This window comes from Streptococcus sp. HSISS2 (genome assembly GCF_000448665.1).
Classification (GTDB): domain Bacteria; phylum Bacillota; class Bacilli; order Lactobacillales; family Streptococcaceae; genus Streptococcus; species Streptococcus raffinosi.
Map to the genome: position 1 here is coordinate 1,872,119 of NZ_CM002133.1, position 19,957 is coordinate 1,892,075.

Here is a 19,957-nt window from a genome sequence, read left to right on the forward strand (position 1 = left end):
CTCTAAAACAAGTCCCTGGCATTATCTAATACGAAATATGTTTTGGAACCATTCGAAACAACACAGCTCTAAAACAAGTCCCTGGCATTATCTAATACGAAATATGTTTTGGAACCATTCGAAACAACACAGCTCTAAAACGTAATAATAGATTGTTGTACGCTCATATTAGTTTTGGAACCATTCGAAACAACACAGCTCTAAAACGCATTAGTACCAACGTTTTCAACTGGATTTGTTTTGGAACCATTCGAAACAACACAGCTCTAAAACAAAGGTTGCTCGACTTCAGTCTCTTCGTCTGTTTTGGAACCATTCGAAACAACACAGCTCTAAAACCTCGTATATCGTTTTTCTCTACCAGATTTCGTAATCGCGCTATTCATCTCAGCATGACTTCAGTTTCAAAATGATTCCATTTTTATATTTATTATACCTTAAAAAACCTTATATATCAACGTTTTAGACAAGATGTGACTGTAACCATATTGGATTATTTCTTAATAATCATATGTAAAGCAACTTAACTCCTCCTCTATCAAAGCCTTATAATCTACTCTCTAACAAAATAATTATTCCATTCAACTTCATACAGAAACTACTAAATACTAAAAGATAGTCTTGAAATAACTCAAGACTATCTATACTTATTACCAAATTACTAGTTATTATAGGGCATCAAAATATAATCCTTGTCTAAAATAAATTGTTGAATCCCTTTAATCTGTCTAGGTTCCAAAAATAATACATCAGCTTGTAATAACTTTATATATTCCAAGATTTGATAAATTTCATCTTTAGAAAAATACGACAAGCTATTGACGAATACTAAAATTTTCTTTTTAACTAAATATTTGAAAATCTGTAAGATCTCAAATATTTTTCAAAAACCGTACAAGACTTAGTTTCGATTCTGATACCTAATACTTTAACTAGTTCTAAAAGTGTAATCTCATCATACTCTATATCTAGTTCATTTTCTAAACACTCTGCCATTATAATATCAGTAATTAATGATACCAAAGAATCTATTTCTGATCTAACTTCAGGTTTATCATTCAACTGGTTTACAATATCTGTGTGAAGCAACTTTAATACCTGAGAAGTATTAATATCGTAACCTAAAATATCTGTTATTAAAAGTAATTCAGAGGACCTTATACTCCTTATTTTACTATCAAATATTGTTAAATTCGATTGTTCATCATACTGATAGAATTCCTTGACTAATTGAGCAAACACACTCACATCCTCAATTACGAGAACTGTCCCCTGGTTAACCTCCATAGGCTCATCCAAAAGCGAAAAATTAATCTTCATCAAAATAATTTTCTCCTAAGAACACTAACCTTTCGTCTGAATTGGCAATACTAGTGTTTTTATCTCCGTACAAATAAATCATACGGGCAAATTGCTTTTCAGTAACTGTTAGTATTGTTATATTTCCTTTTTTAGGATTATTAGCTTTAAGTCGTCCAACCATTGCTGTATTGGCGGTATTATTTAATAAAAGTTTACTATATACCGAAAACTGGTGCATGATGAAACCTTCACTTAAAAGAAACTTTCTAAACCTACGATACGCTTTCCTATCTTCAGCAGTATCTGTTGGCATATCAAACATTAATATCATTCGCATATATCTATAACTCATATTCTAAATTCAGGAATTTCCTCATCTAACTGATTTAACGCTTTTATAACTTTTTTTGTATAATCACTAACAATGTTTGATAAATACATCTCTTTTCCATTATAGGGATAGGTTTCTGAAAAAATCGAAAAGAGTTCTTTTTTGATTTTGACGAAATTATTATGACGATTTTGATAAACAATTCTATCTATAATTGGTCTAAATGGCTCCATAATATCACTAGCAAGGTTAAATTGATTAAACTGATTAGCATGCTTTAAACCAATTTGTGTCATACAACCACAGATGACAACCTCACGTGCAAACATACTCAATAATAAGGTATATCCATAATCCAATGCTGCATTGATATCGTTATCACTTTCCCTAGTAAAATCATTACCGAAAAGCGTGTTAAAATAAATTCTGGCAGAATGACCCTCACGATTACTAGGATCAAACTGTTCTAATCCATGATATAACTCCATAATTGACTGAGATTTCTCAAAGAAGGAACATTCCCCCAAATAGTAGGACTGATTCAATATCTTTTGTGCAATAATAGCAGTCCATACTTTACATTTAATATCTTCTTTCCACGCAATTTGTCTAGCTATTTGTAGACTAGAATCATGACGTGCATAATACGACGTAAGGAAAGCAGTCGGTAATCGTTTATCATCACAGAAAATAACAAGAACATTTTCATCAACTAATCTCTTCACTAACATAGTAGTCAGTACAATGTCAGTAGTTTCTAATAAAAGTATATCAATCTCAGAAAGATGAATCATCTCAGTTTTATATGAGTTTCTAAAAATAAGGTGATTATTCTTATATGACAGTTTAGAATGTGTGTTTACGACTACTGTTCTCCAACCCGCCATTAATCCTCTCCTAGTTTGCCAAGGTCTATTCGTGTTTCATAGAGGCCTGTAACAGATTGGTGAATAAGTGTGGCATTTAGAATCTCAGCGATAGATGAATATCGTCTTCTCTCAATACTACGTCCAAAGAATTTAAAAGTGGCTGGCGCTCCAATCGAAGTAAAAGTCAACAAATTGATAAAGGAAGTAACCAACTCATCAATTTCAGTATCCACATTTTTACGATAGATTTCTTTCATCTTTTCTAAATTTGCTTCTGCCAAAATATATTTTTCAGAAAAAACTGATACAGTATCAAGGATTTTTCCAAAATCTGTCCGATGAGTTTCTACATATTCTAGATGTTCTGGTTCTAGAGTATTATAGATATTTTTAGCATGATAAAGTAGTTTGACCAATTTGTCAGGCAGAATAAACTCATTTCCCTTTTGTAACTCTTTAGCACTTGCTAATAATCTACGTCTTCCATTCTCTAATTCAAATAGACTGAACTTAGGTAACTGTATGATGTTTTCAACTTGGATATTTCGGAGTCCTCTTCTTTCAAGAAAATCCACTGTGTTCTTTTCAAAAGACTCTTTTTCCATAATAGTTATACCAATTAACTCCTTAACTGGCTTTAACTTTTTAGACTTTCCTTTCTCTCTTTCGGCCATAACCAATACAGAATAAGCAACAATAGGACTATCAAATCCACCATATTTTTTGTATCCCAAAACATTTTCTTGGTCTTTCTAGGAATCAACTTGTCAGAATTACCATGCGGCTGTACCAACTCTTTAGAAAAACCTCCTGACTGTACTTCAACTTTTTTCACAACATTTACTTGCGGATAAGAAAGTACTCTCCTTACAGTCGCTAAATCAGATTCTTTATTCCAAACATATTCACCTGTCTCCTCATTTACCTCAATAAGTGGTCTGTCAATAACTGTACCATCAGCTAAAGTAATAGATTTTTTAAAGGTATTCATGATATTTGAATAGAAATATACCTTTTCTGTAGCGGACTTTCTTTCTCTAAAACTATTGTATTTTGGATAGTCACCATACACAAATTCTGGCTTTAGTTTAGGGTATTTCTTCAGCAAGGCACTTGCCACAACAGCATTCAAGTAGGCATCATGAGCATGATGAAAGTCATTTATTTCACGAACTTTATAAAGTTCAAAATCCTTACGAAATTGAGAAACCAAGCTAGATTTCAAGGTAATAATTTTTACTGTTCGTAACGCTTTATTATCTTCATCTTTTTTATTATTAAATCTCTCATCAAGTAAACGAGCTACATGTTTTGTTATTTGACGTGTTTCAACCAACTGGCGTTGAATAAAACCAGCTTTATCCTCAGGTGACAAACCTCCTCGTTCAGCTTTTGTCAAATTATCAAATTTTCGTTGAGAAATTAATTTGGATTTCAACAATTGGTGCCAAAATGTCTTTCTTTTTTTGACAACATCTAAACTTGGAACATCATCTGATTTACCTCGATTACTAGCAGATGAAACAAGTACTTTATTGTCAATAGAATTATCTTTCAAAAAAGCTTGAGGAATAATATGATCAATATCATAATTACTTAATCTATCAATATCTAAATCATCTCCGGTATACATATCTTTTCCATTTTGAAGATAATACAGATAGAGGCGTTCATTTTGAAGTGAGTTATTGTCTATTTTAGAAAGTTTTGCAGGAACATTTTCCTTAAGTATCTTACTACCTAACTCTTTGAGAGATTCTTCTAAACGTTTTAAGCGTTGTTGAGAATTAGATTTACCTTGGTTGGTATATTGGTTTTCACGAGCCATCTCAACAACAATTGACTCGGGATTTCTTCCCATAACTTTAACCAATTCATCTACAATTTTTATGCTTTGTAAAATACCTTTTTTAATCGCGGGACTTCCTGGCATAGACTGAACGACCTGTTTAATATTATCTTGGTCACCAATAATTTGTGCTTTCTGTATCTTCTTTTTAAAAGAAAGAGTATCATCGTGAATAAGTTGCATGAAATTACGGTTAGAAATACCATCATCAATTAAGTAATCAAGAATAGTTTTACCAGATTTTTCATCTCGAATACCATTAATTAGTTTAGCAGATAACTTACCCCAACCAGTATAATGTCTACGAAATAACTTTTTCAAAACGGATTTATCAAAAATATTATCAAATTTTGAAAGACGTTGTTTTATCATCTCTCTATCTTCAAAAATTGTCAAAGTATGGATAATTTCTTCGATAATCGCTTCGTTTGAACTATCATCCAAAAACTCTTTTTCATTAATAATATTTAAAAGATCATGATAAGTAGATAAACTAGAATTAAACTGTTTCTCTATGCCTTTTAATTCGATTCTATCATATCCATCAATTGCATGTAAATAATCAATAATATCCTTATCAGTAACTTTCCTTTTATCCTCAAAATAAAGTCGAACAATATCTTTCTTCTGCTTACTATCTAAAAATTGATAATCTCTCATACCTTCAGCGATAAATCTAACTTTTGTTAATTCATTATATACTGTAAAAGTTTCGTATAAGAGACTATGCTTTGGAAGCACCTTCTCTTCTGGCAAATACAAATCAAAACTAGTCATTCGATTAATAAAAGCCTCTGCCGAAGATTCTTTATCAATAACGTCCTCAAAATTCTAAGGTGTAATTTTTTCATTTCGTTTTCTTATTGACCAAGCGAAGTCACTATTCCCTCTCGCAAGTGGACCTACATAATAAGGAATTCGGAAAGTTAAAATCTTCTCGATTTTTTCTTTATTTTTAGCCAAGAAAGGATAAAATTTAGCTTGCTTGTCAATAATAGCTCTCATTTCTTGAAGATGAATCTGATATGGTATCGAACCGTTATCAAATGTACGTTGCTTTCTTAAAAAGTCTTCTCGATTAATTTTTTCAAGAAAATAGTCCGCACCTTCAAGACCCGTCAATAGTTTTTTTAGATAAACGTAGAAATCTTCCTGATTTGTTTTTCCATCAATATAACCAGCATAACCATTTTTAGTGTCGTCTTTAAATACTTCGTTATAGGTTTCTAGCGAAATTTTTCTTATATATGCCTTTAGTAAAGCCAAATCTTCCTCGTGTTCCTTATATCGCATTATCATGGCAGAAGAAAGAGGTGCTTCTGTTTCATTATCTGTTACAGCCAGAATACCTGATAAAAGAATAGCGTCATAAACTTTTTTGGCTTTGAGAAAGACATCACTGTAATCATCTCCAATGTGACCTAACAACGTCTCTAAATCTTCGTCATAGCTTTCTTTAGAAAAATGTAAGGAAGTTTTTTCGTCTAAATTAAAAAATTTCCTAAAGTCAGCTTGGTTTCCTACAATCAACTTCAGAAACTCTGAAAAAATCCCTGAATTCTTTTCCCTAGGAAATAGTTTTAATAAACGTTCTTTCTTAGCTGATTTGCTAATTTTATCTTTAACAATTTCCTCAAGCTGTTTACTATTCTCAAGTGATAAATCTGATTCAAAAATAGCATTATAACTGTCCAAAAAATCTTGAAAATTCTTCTTAATATCATTATTTCTAGAATTAAAATCTCCTTCAATTAAGAAGTGACCTCTATACTTAATCATATGAGCCAATGCAAGATAAACTAGACGTAAATCTGCTTTTTTAGAACTATCTGCTAAGTATTTCCTTAAATGATAGATAGTTGGAAATTCATCATGGTAGGTTTTTTCTTTTACTAGGTTTCCAAAAATCGGATACTTACTGTCACGCTTGTCATCAGGAACTAAAAATGAATCGTCTAGTCTTTGAAAGAAAGATTCATCTACCTTAGCCATCTCTGTGCTAAAAATTTCCTGTAAATATAGAATACGATTTCGACGTCTAGTATAACGGCGTCTTGCAGTACGCTTTAATCTTCTTCCTTCTGCTGTGATTCCGGATTCAAAGAGCAATGCCCCCAACAGGTTCTTTTTAACATATTTTTTACTGGTATTTCCTAAGACTTTCATTTTTTAGACGGAACCTTGTAACTATCAGTTATAACGGCCCATCCAACACTATTCGTTCCAATATCAAGTCCAATTGAGTATGGCTTAGTCATACATTTCTCCTTATTTGAAAAATCTAAATTTATAGAAAATATTATACACTTATTAAATAACATTTCAATATCTGATAGAATTACTGATTAAATAGTATGACGTTAAAATCTTGTAATCAAGAATAAAATATTTTATACTTTACCCTGTAGTAATTGACATATTAGTTACAAAACTATATAATAATAGTGGTTTGAAACCATTCGAAACAAGACAGCGAGTTAAAATAAGGCTTAGTCCGTATTCAACTTGAAAAAGTGGCACCGATTCGGTGCTTTTTTTTATGCACAAAGAGTCCCTTGAAATCATCCAAAGGACTTTTTTTATCTCTACTATTTTCCAACCTCATCCATGATCTCAATGACCTTATACAAATCTGGTTCTGTGATTTGGTATGGAGCTTGTTCACGGACGATTGGCTTGGCACAAAAAGCGATACCGATGCCAGCTGTCTTAATCATCGGCAAATCATTGGCACCGTCACCCATAGCAATAGTTTGCGAGAGGTCGAGGCCATTTTCTGCTGCCCAATCCTTGAGTTTGGCTACCTTGACATCTTTGGTGACGATTTCACCATAAACCTTACCCGTCAAAACACCATCTACCACCTCTAGATGGTTAGCCATAACATAGTCAATGCCTGCCTCCGAGGCTAGTCTGTCAACCGTCTCGTGGAAGCCTCCAGAAACCAAACCTACCTTGTAGCCACGTGCATGAAGTTCATCCACTAGTTCCTTAGCTCCCTTATTAAAATGAATGCGAGCATAGACCTTGTCAAAGATACTTTCTGGTAATCCTTTTAAGGTTGCTACACGCTCATTGAGAGCCTGTCTAAAATCCAGTTCACCACGCATGGCACGCTCTGTGATTTCAGCGACTTGTTGACCGACACCTGCCTCTTCTCCCAGTAAATCAATGACTTCTTCTTGGACAAGAGTTGAGTCTACGTCCATGACTAATAACCCTTTAACTTGTGACATAATTACCTCTCTTTTTTAAATACCTATTTTATTTTTAACTAGGTTGGCGCTTAACTGTAAAATAATAAATGCTTCTTACAAAAAATCCTGGACCAAGGTCCAGAATCTTTTACTTACATACGAATAAGTTCTCGTGTTTTCTCGTAAGATGAAACAAAACGCTCTGTTACACCAGGTTCTACAGTTTCCAAGGCGTAAGAAATTTCTTCTAAAGATGCATCATAATCGTGGTCAACTTCGAACAATTTTAGGGCGTGTTCGAAGCTACTTTGAACAGCAGGTTCGAAAGAACGGTAACGGTTTGAATACTGCAATAACTGTTCTGTCAAGGTTGCATTTTGAACAACCAAGTAAGCCGTCTCTTCCAAATGTTCGATGGCATTTTTAGATGTCTCAGTCAAACGCATTACCGCATCAATATTAATACGTCCACGGCTAAGCTCATCCATGAGAGCCTCAATTTGAGCGCTTGTTGAGAAGAAAACACTCAAGAAGGACTGAGGAATTCCTGGAAGGTTACGTTTTTCCATGAAACGCTTGATAACATGCAATTTATTAACATACACATCAAGTGCTTCACGTGCCTTAGCTTCATTTTTCTCAATAGCCTGAAGGTTTCCAAAGACCTCTACCTGTCCATTTTCAACAGCAGACAGGGTGTTGAGACTCTTTTCAAATGTTTTCTCGAGCTCTGAGAAAGGTTTAACCTGAGTATCAAAGTTTTCAAGAGTTGGAAGAACAGCTGTTTCCACACCTGAAATATCAGAAGCAAAGCTACGAACATCCGCAGCATAAGTTTCATCGAAGATGTAGGTTAACATGAGACGTTCAAGTTCTTCTTGAAGTTGCTTATTATTATTCTTAGCATGCTTGAGATAGTCTGGCAAGACTTTCTTGTGACGCATAACAACTTTGTAAGATGCAATTTCACGTTCAAAAATGCTATACAAGTTGTTAATCTTATCTTGAATCTCAACATTTTCTTCTTCCGCACGATCCAAGTCAAGAGAAACCAACTCACTTGAATTTGAACGGATAGCTTCACGAATCTCTTGGAAACGACGTTCGATATTTTTTTCAGGGAAGTGATAATTTTGCTCGATCAGCTTACGATAGCCAGATTCCAAATCATCCAACTGATCTGGGAAGTCGTCTTCTAACTTAGCGACAATGGCTGGAATCTTCTCTGAAATTTGACCCAAAGCAATAGTGTGCTCTTCTGCACGATCCAAAATACTTGATGCTTCAACAGGGTCACCCGATGAGTTGAGAGTCACGAATTCTGAAAACTCAGCTTCAATATTTTTAAGCTGTTTATTGATTTCACTCATGGTAGAGCCAAAGTTATCAGAATTTTCTTCAATAGAGTTTTGTAACTCTTCATACAAGTCAAGAGCATGCTTCACACGAGCACTGTTCTTTTCTTCTTGTTCTTTCAAGGTTGAGAGAGCCTCACGGATAGACTTGATGTCTTCTTCCACAAGATCTAACTGACTCTCGATATTATTAATTTCACCACTAGCCTTGAAAAAATGGAAGGTATCGTTCATATTTTCAGCTTCGAAAATATGATTTTCAATATCTGCAAATGAATTTGTCGAGATATCTACCCATTTCTGATTCCATTCACGGAAGGTTGTCTGACTTTGCCCAATCAAGTGAAGCTTTTTGACTTCTTCAATTTCTTCATTTATCGGCAAGTCAAACAAGCCTTGCTTGCGTTCTTCAAGATTTGCAATCCGCGAATCATTTCGTTTTCTAATAAGAATACCGACTAAGTAAGCGACAATTACAAGTATAACTACCACTACAATCAGTAAAACAATTCCGCTAGACATAGTTTCTCCTTAATCGTCTATTATGTTCATAAATGTAGAATAACATTACGATTATATCATAGTTATCCTAGCATTGCACCCTTTTCTAAAAGAATATTAGATATCTAGAGTACTGTAAACGGCATTTTCTTCGATAAATTCGCGGCGAGGTTCAACCTTATCCCCCATCAACATATCAAAAATCTTATCTGCTTCTGCAGCATCATCCACAGAAACTCGTGCCATCAAACGATTTGCAGGATCCATGGTTGTTTCCCAAAGTTGGTGATCATCCATTTCACCTAAACCTTTGTAACGTTGTACTGTAGGTTTTGAACGTCCCACACTGTAATTTTCAAGAGCAGCACGTAATTTTTCTTCCTGATTTACACCTGGTTGGATGTACTCTTTGATTTCAGAGCCAACCTTAACCCCATAAATTGGAGGTTGAGCAATGTAAACATAACCCGCTTCCAAGATTGGACGCATAAAGCGATAAATCAAGGTCAAGAGCAAGGTACGAATGTGAGCTCCATCAACATCGGCATCGGTCATGATAACCAATTTGTGGTAACGAGCCTTGCTGACATCAAACTCTGCACCAAATCCAGTACCCATAGCTGTGAACAGGGAACGAATTTCTTCATTAGCCAGAATCTTATCCATACTAGCCTTTTCAACATTCAAAATCTTACCACGAATAGGTAGGATGGCTTGGAATTCACGGTTACGACCTGACTTAGCAGAACCGCCAGCTGAATCTCCTTCGACAATGAAGAGCTCATTCATTTCGGCATTGTTTGACGAACAATCCGCCAACTTACCTGGAAGGTTAGAGATTTCAAGACCTGACTTCTTACGGGTCACTTCACGCGCACGCTTGGCTGCAATACGAGCTTTAGAAGCCAAAATTCCTTTTTCAACAATCTTTTTAGCGATAGCTGGATTTTCCAAAAGGAAACGACTAAGGGCCTCGCTGAAAAGACGGTTAGTAATCTTAACCACTTCAGAGTTCCCTAGCTTGGTCTTGGTTTGACCTTCAAATTGTGGGTTGGGATGCTTAACAGAGATAATGGCTGTAAGACCTTCACGAACATCGTCCCCAGTCAAATTATCATCTTTATCCTTAAGAATCTTATTTTGACGTGCATAATCATTAATGACACGTGTTAAGGCCGTACGGAAGCCTTGCTCGTGAGTACCACCTTCATGGGTGTGGATGTTGTTGGCAAAACTCATGACAGTTTCATGGTAGCCAGTCGTATACTGCATAGCAACTTCGACTGAAATACCATCCATTTCACCATCCGTGTAAATAGGTTCGTCAAAGATAACATCTTTGTTTTCATTGATGTATTTGACATAAGAGGTGATACCACCCTCATAGTGATAATGTTTCTCTTGCTCAAGACCCTCACGTTTATCGGTGATCGAAATGCGCAGCCCCTTGTTCAAGAAGGCCAATTCTTGGATACGTTTAGCTAATTTTCCAAAATCAAACTCCGTTGTTTCTTGGAAAATTTCTGGATCCGGAGTAAAGTGAACGGTTGTTCCGTGTTTCTCTGTATCACCAATAATCGCTAAATCGTCTACCACAACACCACGTTTATACTCTTGGAAGTGAATATGGCCATTTTTATAGACCTTAACATCCAGTTGGGTTGAGAGGGCATTGACGACCGAAGAACCAACTCCGTGCAAACCACCAGAGACCTTGTAGCCGCCACCGCCAAATTTACCACCAGCGTGAAGGACCGTAAAGACTGTTTCAACCGCTGGACGGCCTGTTTTCTCTTGGATGCCTACTGGGATACCACGACCGTCATCGACAACCGTAATGGAATTGTCAGGCTCAATAAAAACTTGAATATGAGTGGCAAAACCAGCCAGCGCCTCATCAATAGAGTTATCAACTATTTCCCATACCAAATGATGCAAGCCCTCTTTAGAGGTTGAGCCAATATACATCCCTGGGCGCATACGCACCGCTTCAAGTCCTTCTAGAACTTGAATCTGACTAGCATCATATTCTTGTGCTTTTTCTTCGAAATTTTTTAATTCATCAGTCATTTATGTCACTATCTCCAATAATGATTTATGGCCATCAACAAGTAAGGTGTCCATACCTGCCGCTTTTCCAGCCTCAATATCTATCTGGCGGTCACCAATGACCAAGCCGTGTTTAATATCGTATTTTTTATTAAATAAAGGAAACTCTCAGGACTAGGCTTTCTCGCAAAACCATTTTCCGAAGTTACAATCTCTGTAAAGTAAGGAGTAATCTCTGCTTTATCCAGGATGTCTAGCACTAGATGGTTACGGTGGCTAACCAAAAAGTTACGCCCACCTTCAGTTACAATCTTCGCCAGAATCGCCTTAGCTCCTTCAAAAAGCACAGGTTCTTGCAAATGCTTAGCCTCTTCCTGCTTATATAGGGTGCGAAAATCAGCTATATCAGGTGCAAACATTCCAATAGCAGTACTGGTTGACACCTTAAGAGCATCATAGACTGCTTGAAATTCCGCCGTACGGTTAAATTGTTTCAAAGTTGCTTGAAAGGCTTGGGTTGACACCTGATAATTATCCAGTAAGGTACCACCCAAATCCCAGATATAATCTCCATAATTCATAACCTTAATTATAGCATAAAAGGTCAGATTTTGCTTGTTTTTCACAGCTAAAAAGGCTTGGAAAACCAGTCCAAGCCTTAATTTTTTAGCTTAAAATCAAACTAGCCACAATAGGGCTAATAAAGACGTATAAAATCCCTGTCACAGCTATAGATAATCCACCCATGGCACCTGCTACTTGTCCATATCTAAAGGCAGCTCCAGTACCTACGGCATGTCCAGTTCCTCCGAGAGCAAGCCCAATAGCTACCGGATCCTTGATTCCCATTATTTTTAGAAAAACAGGACCTAGGACAGAGGTTAAAATTCCCGTAATGACAACGACTACTAGGGTAACGGTCGTAATCCCTTGCATTTTTTCAGAAATCCCCACAGCCATGGCCGTTGTTACAGACTTTGGAAAGAGGGAAATCGCTAGGAAATAATCCATCCCAAAAAGTTTAGCAATCAAGGCCGTGTAACTTGTATTGAGAACACAGGCCAAAGTCGAACCAATCAAGATACTCTTATAATGGTGACGCATGAGGTGGAGATTTTTATAAAAAGGAACAGCTAGGGCAACCGTTGACGGAATAATCAAGCTATTAAGATATGAACCGCCTACATAGTAATCCTTATATGAAATTCCTGTATAGTGCAAAATCAAGATAATCAAGGCAGTAGATACAAGAAGAGGTGTTGTCAATGGATTAGGAAAACGACGGTAAATCAAAAGCCCGATTGTATAGGCCAACACAGAAAGGGTTAAGCCAAACAAGGGTGTGTTATAAAAATTAGCCACGTTTAACCTCCTTGTAGTCACCTTCGAAGTGTTTCTTGATAAAACCAACAACTACTGCAATCACTACAATATTAAGAACCAAGGCACCCATAATAATCAAAATAATAGGGACAATGTTATCAGAAATAGCATCCCATCGTTCCATAATACCGACACCTGCTGGCAAAAATAGAATGGTCATATTGGCTATTAAAAATTCTGCGACTGCATGAATATGACGCAAACGAATCCACTTGAGCTGCAGAGCAATCAAAAGCAAGAATAGACCAATAATACTTCCAGGTATGGGTAGTTTAAAAAAAGTTGAAATGGCTTCACCAATAACGGCAAATAAGCAAATCAACATGAATTGAACGTAGTATTTCACGAGTTGCCTCCTAGGTTTAATCACCTAATAGTCTACTCCTTTTTTCTTGGATTTCAAGAGTTTTCAGTAAATTCTTTTGAAAAATCCCTACCGTCCACGGACTCCCTTTGAACAAGAAAAAACTCCAGCTCTAAGCTGGAGTAAATCACAGATGCCACCACCGAGAATTGAACTCGGAACGGAGCATTACCATTGCTCTATTATACCATTTAACTATAGCGGCAACTGTTTCTATCTTACCATATCACTGTTTACCGTGGCAAGACATTTTGCTTACTTTTTATAAATTTAAGTCTTGGTAAGGCGTACGGTAGCCAATTTGTAAAACCTTACCATCCTTAATCAAGATAGGACGTTTAATCAGCATACCATCTGAAGCTAAGAGTTTTACAGCTTCATCTACCGATAAGGTTGGAAGCTTGTCCTTCAATCCTAAAGAACGGTAGGATTGTCCACTCGTATTAAAGAATTTCTTGAGCTCTAAATCTGACCCCTCTAGAAGCTCTTTTAGAAATTGAGCTGAAGGTGGATTTTCCTTAATGTTGATGGACTCAACCTCAATACCTAATTGATTGAGTTCAGCTTTAGCCTTACGACAAGTGCTGCATTTTGGATATTCATAAAAAGTATACATGTTTTTCTCCTTTTCTATAGCATAAGCATGTTTCTACATCTTGTCAAACCTAAGCCCTTCCAAATGGAGTAAGAAACGCTTGGCAGCCTCTCCAGCAGCATAATTTCCTATATGACCGGTGTTAGGTAGGACACGGTGACAAGGAATAAGTATCAACCAGGGATTCTTCCCAACAGCGGTTCCAACAGCCTGAGCTGAATGACAAGAAAGCTGCTTACCAATCTGACCATATGATCTGCTTTGTCCATACGGAATCGCTCTTAAAGCCGACCAAACTTTTTGTTGGAAGTCTGTTCCTCGTTCAGCTAATGGAAGGATATTTGGGCTTGGATTTTCACCTTCAAAATAGGCCTGCAACCACTTCTTTGTCACTTCTAAAATAGGATTTGAGGTGTCTACTAACTTTTCCTCTTCAAGACCAGCTTGAAAATGATTTTGTCCTTCCAACCATATACCATAGAGGGCTTCCTCACTAGCCACCAAGGACAGGCGACCAAGGGGAGATACATAATACTGACGATAAAACATAGGTTCATTATAACAAAAAGACAGGAAACACATGTCCCTGTCAGCTTATTTTTGAATTATTTACCTTTAATCAAACGTACTCGTACGATATTGTCACTAGCCTCAAACTTAGCGACCAATTCATCAATCTTAGACTTGTCTGTTTCATCAAGGTCAAGAAGGGTATAAGCATACTCTCCCTTTGAACGGTTGATGATATTGTCAATATTGATATTAAAATCAGAGACCGCTGTTGAGATACGAGCCACAATGTTAGGCACGTTTTTATTAATCAAGGTAATACGATATGGAGCGCTCAAAGCTTGTTGTACACGTGGGAAGTTAACAGAATTGACAATTTCACCTGTTTCCATGAAGCGACGGATGGTTTGACCAGCCATAATCGCACAGTTGAGTTCTGCTTCACCTGTTGAACCACCGACATGCGGGAAGACTGTCACATTAGGCTTGTTAAGCAGTTCTTCTGTCCCAAAGTCCGTGATATAACGTTTTACGACACCTGTTTCCAAAGCATCAAAGAGCGCATCATTCTCTACCAATTCTGCACGGGCAAAGTTGATGATTGTTGTTCCTTTTTGCATGAGGTTAAAGGCGTCCGCATTGAAAGTACCTTTCGTATCAGGTGTCAACGGAACGTGAACGGTGATATAGTCACAGTTTTCAAAGATTTCTTTGAGATCAGAAACACGTCTGACATGGTGAGAGATATTCCAGGCAGCTTCAATAGAAACATATGGGTCATAACCATAGACCTTCATTCCCAAACGGTAAGCATCATTGGCAATACGGGCACCAATGGCACCAAGTCCGATAACACCAAGTGTTTTACCAGCAATCTCACTACCTGCAAACTGTTTCTTACCTGCTTCGATTTGTTTAGGCACATCGTCACCACTAAGCGTATTAACCCAAGCATTGGCCGCAATATAGTCACGTGCTGAGAGCAAGATAGAAGTCAAAACAGCTTCTTTAACTGCATTAGCATTAGCTCCTGGAGTATTGAAGACAACAATTCCTTTTTGAGTGGCTTCAGCAACTGGGATATTGTTAGTACCAGCACCGGCACGAGCAATGGCTTTCAAATTTTCAGGGAAAACTGTATCATGGAGATTTTGACTACGAATGATGTAAGCATCCGGATTTTTCGCTAAATCACCATCGATTTGAAAATGATTTCCAAGTTCCTTCAAACCAATCTGGTTAATATTGTTATACGTTTTTACACTAAATACCATAATTTTATTCCTCTTGAATCAATGTATACCATGATGGGTTGCCTCATCAACTTCTTGATAGAAGGCCTTTTCCCTCTTGGTTTTGATTTTCTGATAGGCAAATCGTTCCCCGTCAATAGGAACCTTGCCACAATAGACATAACCTAGCTTCTCCAAAATATGCTGCATGACAAGGTTCTTTTCATGCGTGTCGCAACGAAAATCATGAGCGTCAGTTCCCTCGATAAGACCTTGAATAAAGGTTTGAGCGACCCTTTGACCTGTAACCTCAGTCAAAACGGCAATCCTATGAAAAGTAATGTATCGCTTATTGTGATGCTTCCAATCACCGTCATAGATTTTGTCGTAAGCAGGGTCTCCATCAGTAACCACCGCAGCATAAGAAACAATTTGACCGTCAATGATACCTACATAGGCTTGTCCTTTGAGGACATCATCAAAGATGTTTTCTTCAGTAGGGTAACCATCAGCCCCTTGCCATTGGGAACTGCCAGCTTCTGCTAGAGCAGCTCTGGCACTCTCAATAACCGTCATGATGGGCTTAATTTCATTTGGAAAGGCTTGTCTAATTTCCATCTCTTTACCTAATTACTTATTTTCAGCTTCAAATTTCTTCATAAAGTCAATCAAATCAAGCACACCTTGGCGTGGAAAGGCGTTATAAACACTGGCACGCATACCACCAACTGAGCGGTGACCCTTGATATTCTTGAAGCCAAGAGCATCTGCTTCTGCTACAAATTTAGCATCCAAGTCTTTACTTGGTGTGACAAATGGAATGTTGCAGACAGAACGATCCTTGGCATCTTTAACAGGATTGGTGTAAAAATCAGATGACTCGATATAATCATAAAGAAGACCTGATTTTTCACGTTGAATTTCCGCCATCTTATCTACGCCACCAATTTCATTTTTAACCCAGTCAAAGACGAGTTTTGAAATATAAATACTGAAACATGGTGGTGTATTGTAAAGTGATCCTGCTTCAGCTTGAATACGGTAGTCCAACATAGCAGACAATTGTGGTTGGTCGTTAAGGAAGTCTTCACGGACGATAACCACTGTCACACCAGCAGGTCCAATATTTTTCTGAGCACCAGCATAGATAAGGGCAAAATCTTCAACGTTATAGCGAGCAGCCAAAATATTTGAAGACATATCAGCTACAATTGGCACACCATTGGTATCAGGCAAATCATAGATAGCTGTTCCTTCAATGGTATTGTTAGTAGTCAAGTGAACATAGGCAGCTTCTGGATCAATTGTTGAAGGATCAAAACTTGGAATATGATCGTAAACAGTATCCTCAGATGACGCCAAAAGAATTGGTTCAAAAGGAATGGTTTTTGAAAGTTTAACAGCTTCTGTATAAGCTTTTTTACCCCATGAACCACCTACAAGGTAGTAAGCTTTCTTCCCTTGAGCGAGGTTCAGTGGTAGCATTGAGAATTGTGTAGAGCCGCCACCTTGCAAGAAAATAACCTTATAGTTATCAGGAATAGCCATTAACTCACGAAGTGTCGCTTCCGCATCTTTAACGATTTTGTCAAATTCTGGAGAACGGTGGGACATTTCTAGCACGGACATACCGGAATCTTGGTAGTTAAGCAATTCAGCTTGTGCCTTTTCAAGCACTGGTTTTGGTAATGTAGCAGGTCCTGCTGAGAAATTATAAATTGTCATAAAGACACCTCCAAAATTTTAATGGTCCCATTATAGCGAATTTTCTGAATATTGTAAAGTCCTAAGAGCAAAAAACGAACGGAATTGCCCGCTTGTCACAAAAAAGTTAGGTATTTTATGTATATTTTTGGCGCCATTTTATTTTAGTATCCGTTATCTCTGTTTAAGGAAATAAGCCGCACCAATCAAATTAGCACCATTATGGTGATGGCAGGCGACAATTTTAGGTCGTTTAATAATTTTTCCGATAAAGTCTATCTCATGGCGAACCTTATCAAACTGGCGGTTGACCTCCTCAATCAGAACCGGCTGAGCTGAAATACCACCTCCAAGAACAAAGATTTCCATATCAAAGATGGATTGAAGATTTAGAATAGTAATAGCTAAGCTTCGACAATAGGCCTCAAAAATTGGATAAACAGCTTCATTTCTAGCATTGATTGCCTTAAAAGCTTCACGACCATCTTTTAAATCAGCATTACCCAACACTTCATTAACCCTAGTAATGAAACCAACAGCTGAAAGAGTTGTTCCTCGCATTTGTGAAGGATTAACTTTTTCCATTTGAACTGGAAGAAGAAATGTTAACTCAGCCGCTTGAAAGTGACTTCCTTGAAAAAGTTTACCATTAATAATAAGACCACCACCTAGACCTGAACCCAAAACAAGGGCTGCACCGTTGGTCACTCCCTGTAAATGCCCCATCGCCAGCTCGCCTAAAGCTGCTGCTTTCCCATCATTAAGAGCCGTGACTGGTAAATGATACTTGGCTTCAAGGATGTCTTTGATACGAAAACCGTGGAAGAATCGCAACAAGCCTCCGTGATAAATAACACCCTCATCAGTATCTACTGTCCCAGGAACACTGATAGCAATGCCCGTTAAGGCTACTTTAACCGACGTTACCAAATAGTCAATCACATCAAGGGTTTGATTCAAGGTTTGTGGAGATGATTGCGTTGGTAGACTCTTTTCAAGGGCAAACTCCTCCGAAACAAGGGCAGACTTGACCTGAGTTCCGCCAAAATCAATCGCTAAAATCGTCATAAATACCTCCTCAGATTCTTTTTCGCCATTATATCACATGTAGCTAAGACTAGAAAAACGGTCCCAAAATGCTACTATGAGAATACAAAATTAGATAAAAGGAGTCTCTCACATGACTAAATTCCTACACACTTGTGTTCGTGTTAAGGACCTAGAAGCTTCACTAAACTTTTACCAAGACGCTCTTGGTTTCAAAGAAGTCCGTCGTAATGATTTTCCAGAATATAAATTCACGCTTGTCTACATGCAACTCGAAGACGATCCTGATTACGAGTTGGAATTAACATACAATTACGATCATGAAGCTTACGACCTTGGAAATGGCTATGGACACATCGCTGTTGGTGTTGATGACCTAGAAGCTAAACACCAAGCACACAAAGAAGCTGGCTACACTGTCACTGATCTCTCAGGTCTTCCTGGTAAACCAAAAATGTACTACTTTATCACTGATCCAGATGGCTATAAGATTGAAGTTATCCGCTTGGCTCAGTTCTTAGAAAAATAAACAAAAAAGTCAGATTATCTCAAATCTGGCTTCTTTGTTTGCTTACTATTTATCTGTCTTCAAGGCTGACAAAATTTGGGTACGAATATCATCTACTCCATTTGGATTATTCGGTAAAAATAAGGTTTGATTACCTTTAACAGCAAAGGTATTAAGGGTATCTAAATATTGGTTGGTCAAGAGAATAGACATAATCTGCTCTTCAGACATACCCACATTAGCTTCTTTCAATTCAGCAATAGATTCAGCCAAACCGTCAACGATGGCCTTACGTTGTTGGGCAATACCTACCCCATGAAGGCGGTCTTTTTCAGCTTCGGCTTCGGCTGCTGTGACAATCTTGATTTTATCCGCTTCTGCCAATTCTTGGGCTGCTACACGCTTACGTTGGGCAGCATTGATTTCATTCATAGACTGTTTAACTTCAGCATCAGGTTCAACCTTAGTAATCAAAGTCTTCACAATGATATAACCGTAGGTTGTCATTTCTTCAGCCACTTGGTGTTGTACTTCAAGGGCAATTTCATCTTTCTTCTCAAAAAGCTCATCAAGTGTCAATTTAGGAACGGATGAACGAAGGGCATCCTCAATATATGACTTAATTTGAGCCTCTGGACGCATGAGTTTGTAGTATGCATCGGTCACATTTTGCTCATTAACACGGTACTGTGTAGCAACATTCATCATGACAAAGACATTGTCTTTGGTCTTAGTTTCCACTACAATCTCGCTTTGAAGCAAGCGTAATTGAATACGTGCGGCAATTTTATCGATACCAAATGGCAGACGCATATGGATACCACTAGTTGCAATTTTTTGATAGCGTCCAAAACGTTCAACAATAGCTACTGACTGCTGACGAACGACATAAAGCATACTGATGAGAATTCCCATGAGAATTAGGAAGGAGATCAGTAAAAAGAGAAGTGCTGTTTGCATGTTAAGTCCTCCAAAATAAACATTATAAATTCCTTCGCTTTATTATAGCACAGCAATACAATTATTCAAGAAAAACAAATCTTCTTTTTGCTCCCTTCATAGACATTAGCCAAAGCCCCTATGATTCTTATGGAAATGAGGATTAATAAGCGATATTTATTGGCATTAGTAAAAAGACTGAAACGATAGTGTTTCAGCCTC

15 protein-coding genes, 1 tRNA gene, 3 pseudogenes and 1 CRISPR repeat array are annotated in these 19,957 nt (G+C 37.3%); of the genes and pseudogenes, 1 reads left to right on the forward strand and 18 read right to left on the reverse strand.

Annotated features, from left to right (window positions below; all coding sequences use genetic code 11):
- Window positions 1–38: 38 nt before the first annotated feature.
- A CRISPR array of direct repeats spans window positions 39–339; the repeat unit is 37 nt; unit sequence TGTTTTGGAACCATTCGAAACAACACAGCTCTAAAAC.
- 322 nt (window positions 340–661) lie between these two features.
- The 17 genes and pseudogenes from csn2 to HSISS2_RS08125 all read right to left on the reverse strand — a co-directional run bounded on the left by csn2 (window position 662) and on the right by HSISS2_RS08125 (window position 18,309).
- Window positions 662–1,320 (reverse strand): annotated as a pseudogene (csn2, locus tag HSISS2_RS08045) (type II-A CRISPR-associated protein Csn2).
- Window positions 1,310–1,654: a CRISPR-associated endonuclease Cas2 gene (gene cas2, locus HSISS2_RS08050; RefSeq protein WP_042767104.1), complete on the reverse strand. Its 345-nt coding sequence runs from the start codon at window positions 1,652–1,654 to the stop codon at window positions 1,310–1,312. The pseudogene csn2 and the gene cas2 overlap by 11 nt, the downstream one beginning before the upstream one ends.
- Window positions 1,651–2,520 carry a type II CRISPR-associated endonuclease Cas1 gene (cas1, locus tag HSISS2_RS08055; protein WP_021146266.1) on the reverse strand — a complete coding sequence of 290 codons (870 nt, stop codon included), beginning with the start codon at window positions 2,518–2,520 and terminating at the stop codon, window positions 1,651–1,653. The genes cas2 and cas1 overlap by 4 nt, the downstream gene beginning before the upstream one ends.
- Window positions 2,520–6,609 (reverse strand): annotated as a pseudogene (cas9, locus tag HSISS2_RS08060) (type II CRISPR RNA-guided endonuclease Cas9). Before cas9 ends, cas1 begins: the two are co-directional and overlap by 1 nt.
- Window positions 6,610–6,939: 330 nt before the next feature.
- Window positions 6,940–7,587: a phosphoserine phosphatase SerB gene (gene serB, locus HSISS2_RS08065; RefSeq protein ID WP_042767105.1), complete on the reverse strand. Its 648-nt coding sequence runs from the start codon at window positions 7,585–7,587 to the stop codon at window positions 6,940–6,942.
- A 113-nt stretch (window positions 7,588–7,700) separates the two neighbouring features.
- Entirely contained in the window at window positions 7,701–9,425 is a 1,725-nt protein-coding gene (ezrA, locus tag HSISS2_RS08070; protein WP_021146271.1) for a septation ring formation regulator EzrA, read from the reverse strand.
- A gap of 96 nt (window positions 9,426–9,521) precedes the next feature.
- Window positions 9,522–11,474, reverse strand: coding sequence for a DNA topoisomerase (ATP-hydrolyzing) subunit B (gene gyrB, locus HSISS2_RS08075; protein ID WP_002887798.1), 1,953 nt, complete (start codon window positions 11,472–11,474; stop codon window positions 9,522–9,524).
- A pseudogene (locus HSISS2_RS08080) lies at window positions 11,475–12,034 on the reverse strand (HAD-IA family hydrolase).
- Window positions 12,035–12,119: 85 nt separating this feature from the next.
- The gene (locus HSISS2_RS08085; protein ID WP_021146273.1) at window positions 12,120–12,815 is read right to left on the reverse strand and encodes an LrgB family protein; all 696 of its coding nucleotides are present in this window, start codon (window positions 12,813–12,815) and stop codon (window positions 12,120–12,122) included.
- Entirely contained in the window at window positions 12,808–13,182 is a 375-nt protein-coding gene (locus tag HSISS2_RS08090; RefSeq protein WP_021146274.1) for a CidA/LrgA family protein, read from the reverse strand. Before HSISS2_RS08090 ends, HSISS2_RS08085 begins: the two co-directional genes overlap by 8 nt.
- A gap of 152 nt (window positions 13,183–13,334) precedes the next feature.
- Window positions 13,335–13,405: transfer RNA gene (locus HSISS2_RS08095), tRNA-Thr, on the reverse strand.
- Window positions 13,406–13,462: 57 nt separating this feature from the next.
- Entirely contained in the window at window positions 13,463–13,816 is a 354-nt protein-coding gene (locus HSISS2_RS08100) for an arsenate reductase family protein (RefSeq protein ID WP_008535237.1), read from the reverse strand.
- 33 nt (window positions 13,817–13,849) lie between these two features.
- Window positions 13,850–14,344, reverse strand: coding sequence for a methylated-DNA--[protein]-cysteine S-methyltransferase (locus HSISS2_RS08105; protein WP_021146275.1), 495 nt, complete (start codon window positions 14,342–14,344; stop codon window positions 13,850–13,852).
- 56 nt (window positions 14,345–14,400) lie between these two features.
- On the reverse strand, window positions 14,401–15,579 hold the full coding sequence (locus HSISS2_RS08110; protein ID WP_021146276.1) for a 3-phosphoglycerate dehydrogenase family protein: 1,179 nt from the start codon (window positions 15,577–15,579) through the stop codon (window positions 14,401–14,403).
- An 18-nt stretch (window positions 15,580–15,597) separates the two neighbouring features.
- Entirely contained in the window at window positions 15,598–16,155 is a 558-nt protein-coding gene (locus HSISS2_RS08115) for an acetyltransferase (RefSeq protein WP_021146277.1), read from the reverse strand.
- A 12-nt stretch (window positions 16,156–16,167) separates the two neighbouring features.
- Window positions 16,168–17,262, reverse strand: coding sequence for a 3-phosphoserine/phosphohydroxythreonine transaminase (gene serC / locus HSISS2_RS08120; RefSeq protein ID WP_002887682.1), 1,095 nt, complete (start codon window positions 17,260–17,262; stop codon window positions 16,168–16,170).
- 153 nt (window positions 17,263–17,415) lie between these two features.
- The gene (locus tag HSISS2_RS08125; RefSeq protein ID WP_021146278.1) at window positions 17,416–18,309 is read right to left on the reverse strand and encodes an ROK family protein; all 894 of its coding nucleotides are present in this window, start codon (window positions 18,307–18,309) and stop codon (window positions 17,416–17,418) included.
- A 112-nt stretch (window positions 18,310–18,421) separates the two neighbouring features.
- Between HSISS2_RS08125 and HSISS2_RS08130 the strand changes: the two genes are divergently transcribed.
- The gene (locus tag HSISS2_RS08130) at window positions 18,422–18,817 is read left to right on the forward strand and encodes a VOC family protein (protein ID WP_021146279.1); all 396 of its coding nucleotides are present in this window, start codon (window positions 18,422–18,424) and stop codon (window positions 18,815–18,817) included.
- 45 nt (window positions 18,818–18,862) lie between these two features.
- Here HSISS2_RS08130 and HSISS2_RS08135 read toward each other — a convergent pair whose 3' ends face one another.
- Window positions 18,863–19,756, reverse strand: a complete 894-nt coding sequence (locus HSISS2_RS08135) for an SPFH domain-containing protein (RefSeq protein WP_021146280.1) — start codon at window positions 19,754–19,756, stop codon at window positions 18,863–18,865.
- Window positions 19,757–19,957 lie beyond the last annotated feature (201 nt).

What these genes read in the sequence shown, in the direction of transcription:
- gyrB (WP_002887798.1), bottom strand. Translation starts at nt 11,474, where the DNA reads ATGACTGATGAATTAAAAAATTTCGAAGAAAAAGCACAAGAATATGAT.
- serC (WP_002887682.1), bottom strand. Translation starts at nt 17,262, where the DNA reads ATGACAATTTATAATTTCTCAGCAGGACCTGCTACATTACCAAAACCA.
- HSISS2_RS08130 (WP_021146279.1), top strand. Translation starts at nt 18,422, where the DNA reads ATGACTAAATTCCTACACACTTGTGTTCGTGTTAAGGACCTAGAAGCT.
- HSISS2_RS08105 (WP_021146275.1), bottom strand. Translation starts at nt 14,344, where the DNA reads ATGTTTTATCGTCAGTATTATGTATCTCCCCTTGGTCGCCTGTCCTTG.
- HSISS2_RS08135 (WP_021146280.1), bottom strand. Translation starts at nt 19,756, where the DNA reads ATGCAAACAGCACTTCTCTTTTTACTGATCTCCTTCCTAATTCTCATG.
- ezrA (WP_021146271.1), bottom strand. Translation starts at nt 9,425, where the DNA reads ATGTCTAGCGGAATTGTTTTACTGATTGTAGTGGTAGTTATACTTGTA.
- HSISS2_RS08100 (WP_008535237.1), bottom strand. Translation starts at nt 13,816, where the DNA reads ATGTATACTTTTTATGAATATCCAAAATGCAGCACTTGTCGTAAGGCT.
- cas2 (WP_042767104.1), bottom strand. Translation starts at nt 1,654, where the DNA reads ATGAGTTATAGATATATGCGAATGATATTAATGTTTGATATGCCAACA.
- HSISS2_RS08110 (WP_021146276.1), bottom strand. Translation starts at nt 15,579, where the DNA reads ATGGTATTTAGTGTAAAAACGTATAACAATATTAACCAGATTGGTTTG.
- HSISS2_RS08115 (WP_021146277.1), bottom strand. Translation starts at nt 16,155, where the DNA reads ATGGAAATTAGACAAGCCTTTCCAAATGAAATTAAGCCCATCATGACG.
- serB (WP_042767105.1), bottom strand. Translation starts at nt 7,587, where the DNA reads ATGTCACAAGTTAAAGGGTTATTAGTCATGGACGTAGACTCAACTCTT.
- cas1 (WP_021146266.1), bottom strand. Translation starts at nt 2,520, where the DNA reads ATGGCGGGTTGGAGAACAGTAGTCGTAAACACACATTCTAAACTGTCA.
- HSISS2_RS08125 (WP_021146278.1), bottom strand. Translation starts at nt 18,309, where the DNA reads ATGACGATTTTAGCGATTGATTTTGGCGGAACTCAGGTCAAGTCTGCC.